11 protein-coding genes are annotated in these 12,772 nt (G+C 39.4%); 5 read left to right on the top strand and 6 right to left on the bottom strand.

Going from position 1 to position 12,772, the window contains the following annotated elements:
* The first annotated feature begins 76 nt into the window (after window positions 1-76).
* On the top strand, window positions 77-853 hold the full coding sequence (yihA, locus tag ACTJJG_RS14450) for a ribosome biogenesis GTP-binding protein YihA/YsxC (RefSeq protein WP_002116788.1): 777 nt from the start codon (window positions 77-79) through the stop codon (window positions 851-853).
* Window positions 854-977: 124 nt separating this feature from the next.
* Window positions 978-1,928, top strand: coding sequence for a metal-dependent hydrolase (locus ACTJJG_RS14455; protein WP_080777119.1), 951 nt, complete (start codon window positions 978-980; stop codon window positions 1,926-1,928).
* Between the two features lie 45 nt (window positions 1,929-1,973).
* Here ACTJJG_RS14455 and ACTJJG_RS14460 read toward each other — a convergent pair whose 3' ends face one another.
* Complete coding sequence (locus ACTJJG_RS14460; protein WP_032057363.1) at window positions 1,974-3,239, bottom strand: dicarboxylate/amino acid:cation symporter; 1,266 nt, start codon at window positions 3,237-3,239, stop codon at window positions 1,974-1,976.
* Between the two features lie 109 nt (window positions 3,240-3,348).
* Window positions 3,349-4,221 (bottom strand): acyl-CoA thioesterase, encoded by an 873-nt coding sequence (locus ACTJJG_RS14465; RefSeq protein ID WP_002116924.1) that lies wholly within the window; start codon window positions 4,219-4,221, stop codon window positions 3,349-3,351.
* 276 nt (window positions 4,222-4,497) lie between these two features.
* On the opposite strand from ACTJJG_RS14465, the gene plsB reads away from it, so the two are divergent.
* Window positions 4,498-7,071: a glycerol-3-phosphate 1-O-acyltransferase PlsB gene (plsB, locus tag ACTJJG_RS14470; RefSeq protein WP_032057361.1), complete on the top strand. Its 2,574-nt coding sequence runs from the start codon at window positions 4,498-4,500 to the stop codon at window positions 7,069-7,071.
* Between the two features lie 46 nt (window positions 7,072-7,117).
* Here plsB and ACTJJG_RS14475 read toward each other — a convergent pair whose 3' ends face one another.
* Window positions 7,118-8,101 (bottom strand): putative solute-binding protein, encoded by a 984-nt coding sequence (locus ACTJJG_RS14475; protein WP_032057360.1) that lies wholly within the window; start codon window positions 8,099-8,101, stop codon window positions 7,118-7,120.
* Window positions 8,102-8,180: 79 nt separating this feature from the next.
* A complete protein-coding gene (locus ACTJJG_RS14480; protein ID WP_032057359.1) occupies window positions 8,181-8,996 on the bottom strand; it encodes an NAD-dependent epimerase/dehydratase family protein in 816 nt (271 codons plus the stop codon).
* Between the two features lie 20 nt (window positions 8,997-9,016).
* Here ACTJJG_RS14480 and recG point away from each other — a divergent pair, with 20 nt between their 5' ends.
* Window positions 9,017-11,062, top strand: coding sequence for an ATP-dependent DNA helicase RecG (gene recG, locus ACTJJG_RS14485; RefSeq protein ID WP_440608970.1), 2,046 nt, complete (start codon window positions 9,017-9,019; stop codon window positions 11,060-11,062).
* The gene (locus ACTJJG_RS14490) at window positions 11,055-11,684 is read left to right on the top strand and encodes a ComF family protein (protein ID WP_016806074.1); all 630 of its coding nucleotides are present in this window, start codon (window positions 11,055-11,057) and stop codon (window positions 11,682-11,684) included. The genes recG and ACTJJG_RS14490 overlap by 8 nt, the downstream gene beginning before the upstream one ends.
* Window position 11,685: 1 nt before the next feature.
* Here the strand turns inward: ACTJJG_RS14490 and ACTJJG_RS14495 are convergent, their stop codons facing one another.
* Together ACTJJG_RS14495 and ACTJJG_RS14500 are read right to left on the bottom strand one after the other, a co-directional pair.
* Complete coding sequence (locus ACTJJG_RS14495) at window positions 11,686-12,087, bottom strand: NUDIX hydrolase (protein WP_005078355.1); 402 nt, start codon at window positions 12,085-12,087, stop codon at window positions 11,686-11,688.
* Between the two features lie 14 nt (window positions 12,088-12,101).
* Window positions 12,102-12,683 carry a TIGR00730 family Rossman fold protein gene (locus ACTJJG_RS14500; RefSeq protein ID WP_005067248.1) on the bottom strand — a complete coding sequence of 194 codons (582 nt, stop codon included), beginning with the start codon at window positions 12,681-12,683 and terminating at the stop codon, window positions 12,102-12,104.
* Between the last annotated feature and the right edge of the window lie 89 nt (window positions 12,684-12,772).

Genomic DNA, 12,772 nt, shown 5'->3' on the forward strand with positions numbered 1-12,772 from the left:
CTTATTGAAAATTAGCAAGAATACCCAAGCTCCTTTATACTAGGCGCGAGCCCTCTCATTTAAAAAGTTATTTTTTATGCGTCGTAGTGAAAAATCGAAAGACACCAAAGCCAGACTCGCACCCAAGCAAAAGATCAGCTATGAAAAGAAACCAGATCCAGCGATCACGGCATATGCTGTGCAATCACTCAACTGGTTACGCCAAGCTGAGTTTCTAATGAGTGCACCTAAATTGGCACTTTGTGTTGAAGATAGTGGCTACGAGATCGCTTTTGCAGGACGCTCAAATGCCGGTAAGTCCAGTGCTATCAATGCCTTAACTAACAAAAAACAGCTAGCGCGCGCCTCTAAAAAACCTGGCCGTACTCAGATGATTAACTTCTTTAGTCTAGGCAACCCCGATCAACGTTTAGTCGATCTTCCTGGCTATGGCTATGCAGCCGTACCTGAAGATATGAAACGAGTATGGCAAAAAGAATTAGAGAACTATTTAATCCATCGTAAAAGCTTACAAGGCTTAGTATTACTTATGGATATTCGCCATCCTCTACAGCATTTCGACATGATGATGCTAGAGTGGGCTTATTCACGTCATCTCTTTGTTCATATTCTCTTAACGAAAGCAGACAAACTTAATCGTGGCCCTGCAAACAAAGTGCTATTAGAAGTTAAGCAACAACTAAAAAAAATGAAGCTTGATTTCTCGATTCAACTTTTCTCCTCACTTAATAAGTTAGGTTTAGAAGAGCTAGCAAGTGTTATGGCTGGACGCCTACATTTTACGCTTGATCAAGAGCCGGAATTTGACGTTGACGCGATCCCTGAAGCATCAGATGAGGATACTGAAGAGTAAATCGTCAAAACAGATACAATTTCTTTATTAAATTTATTTTCAAATTGGCCCCTATTGCTAAACACAAATGTAGGGGTTTTTTTTATACTCGTTATAACTTCATCGAGTTAAAAATCAGGACTAAATGATGAAATTGTTATCTTTTTTGAAGAACAAGGCTTTAGGTTCTTCTATTGACTATAAAATTCTTCCACGTAAAGTAAAATTTGACTGGAAAGATACCCCTGTTGACTGGATTCCAAATCAGCCTTTCGCAAGTTATTTTATTAATGAAATTAATAACATCTTACCTGCTGGAGAATTTTGGTTTTGTCGTTTGTACAATAAAGTTTTACCGCAAATTAAAGATGAAAAACTTAAACAGGATGTGCAAGCATTTATCCGCCAAGAAGCTATGCATGCCAATGCGCATACTTCTGCCAATAAAGAATATTTAAGTGCACGTAATATTGATATCCAGCGAAATCTGGACATTATGAATTATCTATTTACCACTGCCTTAGCAGATAAACCATTCGACAAAGAAGTCCCTCAATTTCTACAAGGGCAATGGGACCTTTTCCGTTTGGGCGTTATTGCAACTGTTGAGCATATGACCTGTGTATTAGGGAAATATGCACTCTATAACGAGCGTTGGGAAGAATTAGGCGCTGACCCTGAAATGGTCGATCTGGTTAAATGGCATGGTTCAGAAGAAATTGAACACCGTACCGTTGCTTTTGATTTATATCGCCATTTGGGTGGTGGATATATTCCACGCTACTATTTAAGCCTTGCAGTGATTGTACTGGTGCTTGGATTATGGGTAGATGGCGCTGCACATATTATGAAACAAGATCCACGTTTTGCTAATGCTGCTAAATCTAGATTTTTCCCAGTATGGGTTGCTGTAGAGTGGTATAAAATTAGCAGAAAAGATAATCAGGTTTTACCAAACCCATTTTGGCTGATTGCCCAACAAATTGATTACCTCATGCCTTGGTATGATCCAGTTAAAGAAGGCAGCACTGAAGATGCGGTAAGTTATTTATCGCAATCTCCAGCAGCAAAAAGAGCCGAGTTACAAGCGGCTTAAAAATAAAAAAGCAGGATTTAAAATCCTGCTTTTTTATTTAGGAGATTAGACACTGATATCTTTATCTTTTGTATAACGGTCAACAACCACGCTAATCATCATATCACCCTGCACATTTACCACTGTTCTTACCGTATCCAATAGGCGATCAATCGGAAGTAAAATTGCAATTGCTTCAGCCGGTAAACCTACAGACTGTAAAACCATAATCATGGTAACCATACCTGCACTTGGAATTCCAGGGGCCCCTAGTGATGCAATCATTGCTGTTAAACACACAATAATTTGTTGTGTCAGGTTTAAGTCTAGCCCCACCAAATTTGCGACAAACAATGCAGCGGCTGCTTCATATAGTGCTGTGCCATCCATATTAAGCTGTGTACCTAAAGGAATTACAAAACCAGCTGTTTGCGGACGAACTCCTAAGTTTTCCTGTGCGCATTTCATACTAAGGGGCATTGTGGCAGAACTAGAGCTGGTTGCAAATGCTGTAATTAGCGCTGTACGTGTTCCTTTGAAAAAAGCCCAAGGACTCATGCGGCCAAAAATCCAAAGTAGTAACGGTAAAACAACAGCGCCATGAAAAATGGTAGTCCCTGTCACTACAACAGCAAACTCAGCCAAACGACTGAGTACCGAAATATCTTCCGTTGCCATTAACTTTGCTAATAAAGCAAAAATACCCAAAGGTGCTAGCTTCATTACCCAGCCGACTAGCATCATCATCATTTCAAAAAATTGATGACTTAATACGCGAATACTTTTAAAACGCTCACCGCCATGGACTAAAGCAACACCAACAAATAGTGCAAACACCACAACAGCTAAAACGTTACCATCGCTAAATGCTTTAAATGGGTTAATTAATGTATTTTGAATAAAATTAGTGAAAAAACTTGCAGGATTTAAACTATCTGGTGCCTGATAGTTTTGCATAGACGTTTGGAAAATAGAGATATCTATACCGCGCCCTACTTCAAATAGATGAGCACAACTTATACCTAAAATTAAAGCTAATGTTGTTGTAGTCAAACAACATAAAAAGGTAATTTTCCAGACTGGACCTAACTGCCCTCCCGCCTGCAAATTAGATACACCCACAACAATCGAGCTAAAAATCAAAGGCACCAACAACATTTTAAGCAGCCCAATAAAGACACTACTTAATATGCCTAACCCATATAAACTATGTTTTACAAACGCAGTATCGGGATACAACGTTAATATAAAACCAAAGGCTAAGCCTAAAATGGCCGCAATAAGAATTTGTGTGTTTAAGTTCATATCAGCATTATTTTTTTCAGTTGGCAATCCTTTTGCAAATATGACATGAGCTTGCTTTTCATACGAGCAATTTTTTGTCACATCGTTTCAATTAAAAATAAAAAAGCCATCTAATCAGATGGCTTTATAAATAAACTTATTGCGTTTCAATTTCCCGCAAACGAATTAAACCCTCTTGCACGGTACTGCATACAAGTTGGCCATTTTGCCACATACGGCCAAAGTTCAAGCCGCGAGAAGCTGCGCTAACGGTTGCTTCCATATCGTAAAGCATCCATTCATCAGCACGCAGCGGGCGATGGAAATAGATGGCATGATCAATACTCGCACACTGCAAACTTGGAGAAATATAGCTAAGCCCATGCGGTCTCAAAGCAGTTGTCATTAAGGTAAAGTCTGAATAAAACGCAACAATTGCTTGATGCAAAGCAATATCATCTAATTGTTTTGGAATACGGTCATGTGTGCGGATATAGTGCGCATTATACGGCGCTTCAGGTTGCGGCTGAAATGGATTTACCGGATCAATTGGGCGGATTTCTACATGACGCTCACGCATGAAACTAGCACGAACATTTTCAGGTACGAAGTTTAAAATACCTTCTTTGAGCTCATTTTCAGATTTAAGAGTCTCTGGTGCTGGATATTCTGGTTCTTGATGTTGATAGTTCAAGCCTTCTTCAGGGTTAGCAAAAGAAACCATCGCCGAAAAGATAACTCGTCCGTGTTGAATGGCACGAACCTGACGGCTTACGAAACTCTTCCCATCACGTAAACGGTCTACTTCATAGATAATTGGGGCATTAATATCGCCACCATATAAAAAATATGCATGCAAAGAATGCGCTGGGCGATCGGTTGTATAAGATGCCGCACGTAAAGCCTGACCCAAAACCTGCCCACCAAAGACACGTTTACCGACAAGATTACGGCTTATGCCACGGTAAATATTTTCTTCTAGCTTTTCTAAAGTAAGAAGATCGACAAGTTCTTGGGTTAACGCATTCATGAGAGATACCTTCATATTTCAGGTAAAAAATCGTATTAAAGTACAGATGTGTAGAATCTATTGTGCCATAAAAAACTATTTGAACATGGAACAATCAGTCAACTTCTGACGAACATTGCTCATATAACAGCTAAAAATACGATTTTTAACGATAAAATATGCCAAAAGCATTATAATTTATAAGAAAGTAGCATATTGTTTTTTTTAATAAATGCCTCAAAATAATTACCCTCTGCATTTGGTGCTGGGATTTGTCTTTAAGAAGTAGGAGTTCTTATGTCCAAGAGTGGGTTTGGTCAAATGTATCGTCGGCTTTCGAGTAAACTACTTGACCTCGTGGTAACACCACATGTTCTTGGGGAAGTTCCTACTGAACCAGTATCAGAAACAACAGAAACAGAAGCAAAAACTGACCGCCAAAAAGTGGTTTGTTACGTCTTACAAAACCACTCTCGAAGCAATGCTTTAGTGGTTGATGGAGAAACGCGTCGTTTAAATTTAAAACCTGCGTTAGACCCACTCATTGTGGGTACTCATCAGGAAAAAGCATCAGTTTTATTTTTACAGCACAATGATGAAAACAATTTACTGAATCCGCCTCCTCATGCTTTTCCACCGCGTTTAATAAAACTGATTGAAGTTTTACAAGAAAACCCTGAACTTGATATAGAGCTTGTTCCGGTTACAGTTTTATGGGGCCGTTCGCCAGATAAAGAAGATTCTTGGTTTAAATTATTATTTTCAGACACATGGGCAACACCAAGCACAGTTAAGCAGCTGGTTAATATTGGTTTGCATGGCCGTCAGTCTTATTTAGAATTTCATGAACCACAATCGCTACGTGAATTGGTTGATTATGCACAGCAGCATTATCCAAATCTTTCACCAGCAACTTATATTGTAAGTACGTTAAATGATTATTTAGACCGTCAGCGTGAAGTCGTGTTAGGCCCCGATTTGTCGGATCGCCGCAATGTCATGCAATCGGTTGTTAAATCTCGTGATGTGCAAGAAGCAATCCGCCGTGAAAGTATTCGCGGAAAAGTGAGCATGCTTGAAGCGGAACGCCGTGCGATCGGCTATGTGAATGAAATCGTATCGGATTATTCACACTCAGCAGTGCGCTTTGCTGACCTTGCCTTAACGCGCTTATGGACTCAGCTTTATGACGGCGTAGAAGTACATAACTTTAGTACAGTTCGTGAACTAGCGAAAGATTATGAAGTTGTCTACACACCTTGCCACCGCAGTCACATTGACTATTTATTATTGTCATATGTGATCTATAAGCGTGGCTTAATGGTTCCGTATATTGCTGCGGGCGATAACTTAAACTTACCTTTTGTTGGACAGCTTCTACGTGGTGGCGGTGCATTCTTCATTCGCCGCTCTTTCCGTGGAAATGGACTCTACACTACTGTATTTAAAGAATATCTATATAGTATTTTGTCACGCAACACGCCTCTTGAATACTTTATTGAAGGTGGACGTTCACGTACTGGACGTTTATTACCGCCTAAAACCGGTATGCTTGCCATGACAGTTCACAGCCATTTACGTGGCCGTGCTAAACCGATCGTTTTCTTACCAACTTATATTGGTTATGAACGACTCATGGAAGGCTCAACTTACGTAGGCGAAATGCAAGGTAAGCCAAAAGAGGCCGAATCTATTTTTGGTATTGTGAAAACCTTACGAAAAATTGAACGTATTTTTGGTAAAGTCCACGTGAACTTTGGTGAACCCGTTTTCCTTGATGATCTGCTTAAGCAACATAATGCAGAAAACGTTTATATCGAGAAAAATGACGACCCAATTCCTCAAGCTGTTTCAGATGCAGTAAATAGCTCTGCACATGCAATTTTAGAAAATATTAACCGAGCTGTGGTGATTAACCCTGTTTCTTTACTTTCTATTATTTTGCTTGCGACTCCAAAGCATACGCTTGATGAAGAAATTTGTATTAAGCAGCTAGAAGCTTATCGTAACTTGGCATCGAACTTCCCATATGACCAACGTATGGAAGTAACGCCACTTTCTGGTAAAGAAATTATTGCGTATGGTTTAAAGCTTAAACTCATTAAACGCGTTCAGCATGCGCTTGGCGATATTATTGCGATTGAAGATAACCAAGCTGTTCTTCTGACTTACTTCCGTAATAACATCTTGCACGCCTTTGTTTTACCTTCTCTGGTAGCATCACTTGTTGAACACAATGGGAAAATCAGTCGTTCAGATTTAACCAATGTCATCTATACGCTCTATCCATTCTTGAAAGCTGAGTTATTCCTTAAATGGAAGAGCAGCGAGCTTAAGGCACAAGTTGAGCAATATGCAGATGCTCTAGTTCAATCTAACCTTATTCAACAAGACGATGAAGGTAACTTGATTAGCTCTGCACCAAATACAGAAGAGCATAATCAGCTTGTTGTTTTAGCAACGCCAGTTAAGCAAAGTCTTGAGCGTTACTACATGACACTTGCGCTCATTACTCAACGTGGTTCAGGTAATATCTCTGCTAAACAAGTTGAAGAGTTAAGTCATTTATTAGGACAACGTTTATCAGTTCTATATGAATTTAATTCGCCAGAGTTCTTCGACAAAGCTTTATTCCAAAGTTTCTTAAAAGTGCTTACACAGCAAAATTATATTCGTACCAATGACCAAGGCCAAATTGAGTTTGATGATAACTTCCGTCAAATGGCTGCTGGTGCACAGTTGGTACTTGATGAAGTAACCTTACAAATGTTACAGCACATCACCACCTTTACCGACGAAGAATTGAAAGATGCTCTTGAAGCAATGGCATCTCAACAAGCTAAACGCCGTTTAAAACGCAAAAAAGCTTAAAGTCTTCAGTCAAAATAAAAGGCAACTTCGGTTGCCTTTTATTTTATTAGCGAATTGGACATTCAAAATAACGTGGATCGTCCATACAACGTAAGCGCTTCATAAGCTGAACGAAATAAGCATCGTAATAACCTGAAAGAACGTACTGATTACGTATTTTGGCAACCATTACGTCATAACTTTGCTTCTCATAAAAAGAGACATCTACCCAATAATAAGCAGGTAAATGATTTTCCCATTGTGTCGCACGATTCGTCAGCAATTGGCTATTTTGAACAAACCATCCTCGAATTTTCCGGCCAAAATTAGCAGGATAAGCTTGCGGCTTAATAATTAAATTGACACCGAAATATGCCAAAGGAAAATTAATGACTTGAGTATTTGGTCCAAATTCTTTTTGTAAGTTATACGGCAATAATCCATACACTGGGGCAGCAATAATATCGATTTTATTTTGCTTAAACTGCGCAATCGCGTTAGATAAATCGACATAAACTGGCTGAGCACCTACACTTCGTACCAGTGCTTGTTGTGGTGGATTGTTGGGTAACACCCCAATACGCTGATTTCTTAATTGAGCGACTCTAGAGAGGTTCTTATTTTTTAGAACCATGTAAGCAGTTCCAATGGGAATCATTCCTATAGCTTCATAATTCTTAGAAACTAACCTTTTTTCAATTGTTGGATGATTTAAAAGCTGCAAAAAGCTTTTGGCCGTACGGTTATTAGGAATAAGCCCTATACCCGCGGTACTTCCCATAAACTGGTTATAACGATAAGTATTGAAATTGGATGCAGCTAAACCCGAACATTTCCCATCATCAAAAGCTTGTATGGCTTGCTGTTCTTTTTGATAGGTAACCACTTTAAATTTGACTTGATATTGTTGGGCATATAATCGAATGTCATTTAAACGACGAGTAATATCCCCTTGGGACCCAATTGGATCATAGGCACACCATACCTGATCCTCGGCCCAACTCGCAACAGCTGTTACGCTCAAAACAAGAGCTAAACAAATTTTTTTCACTTTCAACCTTTTTATCTTTATCGGCAATTTGACTGCCTCATCAGGTATTTCTGTTCTTATTTAAAGTTTAATCAAAATTTTATTTAGTGCTATGAACATTTAAACATAATAAATAGTCATTAAAGCAAATTGGGTGTTCTAACTGAAAACCCGTTGCTGGCAAATGTTTTGCATAAATTCTTTTACCTGAAATTTGGTTTGATTCTAAAGTTAATTCTGGCAATCCCAATTGTTTTTGAAACCACACAATAACTTCATGTAAAGGTAATGGTTGATTATTAGTCACAATATAGCTTGCTTGATGACTTTCGTAATCAGCCATAAAAGCCAAAAATCTTGCTAAATCATCAATATGTATTCGATTGCTATAATGTATATTTGGATAACTTTGATTATTTTCAGCCATTTTCTTTAAGCGGGCAATGGAAGTTCCATAAATACCTGTAGGACGAACAATTACAGATTGAGTTGGATAATATTTTTGCCAGAGTAACTCCATATTACGCAATATGTGGCCTTGTGCATCATTTGGATGAATTTCACTAAAATCATCAATGATCTCCCCTGCATTTTCACCATACACCCGCGTAGAAGAGACAACAATTATTTTTTTTACTGGATGTATTTTTAATGCATCTCGAATCGGTTCAATACTATCTACATAAGTATGTTGGTAGCCCTCAACCGTACTCTCGTTTGGAGAAAGTAAAATATATACGACATCTACAGGTTCAATTTTACTTAAATCAAGTTTAAAGATATCTTGAACAAGATGTGTTGCGTAACTATCCGTTTTTACACTACGGCTGATTGTGGTAATTTGATGTTCTTTCTCAAATAGTTGTTTAGCAACACGCTGAGATGTTTTACCATAACCGATAAATAATATATGCATAGAAAACTCGTTGAGGGGACATGACTTCAGTCCATCAGTTACAAGGCGTTGGATCGGCTTCAGCAGCCCTACTCGAAAAACTAAATATTTTTACCACAGATGATTTACTGTTTCATCTGCCACGTGATTATGAAGACCGCAGTACGATTATTCCAATGAATCAACTGGTGGTTGGGCGGAGCTATTTACTCGAAGGAGAAGTCAAATCAATTGATTTCCCTCCCGGAAAGCGAAAATCTATGGCAGCCTTGGTGCAAGATGAATTCGGTAAAGTCACCTTACGCTTTTATCATATTTATAAAAACCTGACTGATAAAATAAAACCCGGTCATCGCTTACGTATTTTTGGTGAAGTCCGTGTAGGTGCTCGCGGCCTTGAGATGTATCATCCTGAAATTCAGCTCATTCATGAACATACACCCCTTCCAAAAACTCAGCTGACAGCAATTTATCCAAGTACGGATGGATTAACTCAACCCAAATTACGGGCATACGTTAAACAAGCTTTAAAGCATCATAGTGATGCCTTACCAGAGCTACTCCCAAAGCAATATACCAATGGCTATGCGCTTAAAGAGGCTTTGTATTACATTCATGAGCCTCCTGTGGATGCCAACATGCTGCAATTGGCTCAAGGCTCGCATCCTGCTCAGCAACGGCTTATTTTTGAAGAGCTGGTTGCACTCCAAATTAGTTTACTTAATCGCCGTGCTTATATTCGTCAAATTGCGTCACCTGCATTTTCAAGCAGTAAAGTATTAGCTAAAAAACTATTAGAAGCTTTACCATTTCAAATGACCAATGCACAAAAACGTGTATCTAAAGAAATTTTAAATGACTTAAAACAACACCAACCTATGCTACGTTTAGTACAAGGCGACGTAGGTGCTGGAAAAACCCTTGTTGCCGCTGTAGCCGCTTGCCATGCTTTAGAAGCAGATTGGCAGGTTGCATTAATGGCTCCGACTGAAATTCTTGCAGAACAACATTATTTAAACTTTAAACGTTGGTTTGAACCATTAGGTGTAACCGTGGCATGGTTATCTGGCAAACAAAAAGGTAAAGCCCGTGCCCAAGCAGAACAACAGATTAAAGAAGGCCACGCGGAACTTATTGTCGGTACCCATGCCTTATTTCAAGACAATGTTGGCTTCGCTAAATTGGGGCTAGTGATTATTGATGAACAACATCGTTTTGGTGTAGACCAACGTTTAGCTTTACGCAATAAAGGTGCTGAGCAGTTCACTCCACATCAACTCGTGATGACAGCCACTCCGATTCCAAGAACTCTAGCAATGAGTGCTTATGGTGATTTAGACACATCTATAATTGATGAGTTACCTCCAGGCCGTACCCCAATTCAAACAGTTACGATTCCTCTTGATCGTCGAGAGGAAGTACTTCAACGTATTGCTTCAAATTGCAGAGATGGGAAACAGGCCTATTGGGTATGCACATTGGTTGAGCAGTCTGAGACTTTAGATGCTCAAGCAGCAGAAGCAACTTACCAAGAGATGAAAGAACGCTTTCCTGAACTCAATATTGGTTTGGTACACGGCAAAATGAAAGCTGATGAAAAGCAAGCCGTAATGCAAGCATTTAAAAATAATGAATTACAACTTCTTATCGCAACAACAGTGATTGAAGTTGGAGTAGACGTTCCTAACTCTTCCATTATGGTGATTGAAAATGCCGAGCGTTTAGGGCTTTCTCAGCTACACCAATTACGAGGTCGCGTAGGTCGAGGTGCTCAAGCTAGTTTTTGCGTACTTTTATATAAAACACCTCTCTCTCAAAATGGACAAGAGAGACTTTCTATTTTAAGAGAAAGTAATGATGGCTTTGTGATTGCAGAAAAAGATCTGGAACTACGTGGACCGGGTGAATTATTAGGGACTAAACAAACTGGGGATATGGGATTTAGAGTGGCTCGTTTAGAGCGAGATGATCACCTACTGAGTCAAGCCCACTATGTGGCACAGCAAGTTTTAAAAGATTATCCAGAACAGGCAGATGCTCTATTAAAGCGTTGGCTTCCTGAGGCGCCTCGCTACGCCTATGTTTAATTTTTTAAACTTCCAACATCTTATTCAGTTATTTTCACCTTGCTCATTGTGCGAGTTAGGCATGCGAGAAAAATACTCGCTCTGTAAAGACTGTTGGGAACAGCTACCTTGGCTTAAACAAACGATTCAACGTAATAATCACTCTGTTCTTGTGGCTTGTAATTATGCTTATCCGGTTAACCGGATTATTCAGCAGTTTAAATATGAACAAAAGTTACATTATCAGATCTTATTAGGTGAAATTTTAAAACAATTAAAATTTCCCAAGGTACAAGCGATCGTACCTATGCCCATTTCCAATCAACGTTTAATCGAGCGTGGTTTCAATCAATCATTACTACTTGCCAATATCTTAAGCAGACACTTAAAAATACCTGTTTGGCAACCGATTCAACGTTTAAACGAGCACTCTCAAAAAGGGCTTACTCGGCTAGAACGCTTTGAAAATATAGAACAACAATTTTTACCTCATCATCAAGAGAAACGACGTTATCGCCGCGTTCTCATTATTGATGACGTGATAACCACGGGAAGCTCTGTTCATGCGCTCAGTCAGGCACTTAAACAATTAGGCTGCACATCCATTCATACCGTGTGCCTAGCAGCGACGCCGAAGAGTTAGGCTATTGCACCGTAGATAAATACTCTTCACACCAAGGAATGACAATTTCTCGGGTCAATGGTGCAAGTTGAGTTTCCGAATCATTTAAATCTATCCACTTCATTTCTGCAATTTCGGCTGCAATTTTAGGTGCTTGGTCGAGCTGAACAAGGTATAAATGACTCACCAAAATATGATCTGGCTCATTGGCAGCTACTGTTTCGAAATGACCAATAAATTGCTCAATCACACAAGAGCTTCCGACTTCTTCTAAAATTTCGCGTTGCATGGTGATCTCTGGTGCCTCATTAGGTTCCAGCTTGCCACCTACTTGCATAAAAGCGTGTGTATTACGCTTTCTCACAAGCAACAACTGATTTTGCTCATTTAAGATCACTGCGGCAGCGACCGTAATTGTTTTCACCTATTTAACCTCGTTTATGGTTGGACATCTGCGTTTGTCCATTTTGGAGCAGGAGCCTGATATTGCTCAAATTGTTGAAGAATATCTTCAATTTTGTCTGATGCGATCAATTTATCAACGAACCGTGCTTGGCTGAATCCATTATCCACCGTTCCTTGAATCATTTTAAGTAAATCTTCATAAAAGCCCGCTACATTTAAGAAAGCACATGGCTTTTGATGAATCCCTAATTGCGCCCACGTCCATTGTTCAAAGATTTCTTCCAATGTACCAGCGCCACCCGGCAAAGCAATGAAGCCATCTGAAAGATCCGCCATCTTGGTTTTACGCTCATGCATATTCTCAACCACATATAATCTGGTTAAGCCCGGATGAGCTAACTCACGATCAACTAAAGCACGAGGGATCACGCCAATGACTTGACCACCTGCTTGTAAGGCGCTATCGGCCACCACACCCATTAGGCCTGAGCGACCACCACCATAAACCAAGGTCTTCCCTTGTTTTGCAATAGCCTCGCCTGTAGCTTGGGCAATTTTTTGGAAAATTGGGTTTGAACCAAGAGATGAACCACAGAAAATACAAATTGATTTCATAGTGTAAAAAACCGTTTTATTGAACTGTCATGCTGACAAACTAAACTATCGATAGAGTTTTTTTTTGCAAAATAGCGTATTGGCAAGTG

The sequence above is a fragment of the Acinetobacter sp. 22512 genome, assembly GCF_052044755.1.
Taxonomy (GTDB): domain Bacteria; phylum Pseudomonadota; class Gammaproteobacteria; order Pseudomonadales; family Moraxellaceae; genus Acinetobacter; species Acinetobacter pittii.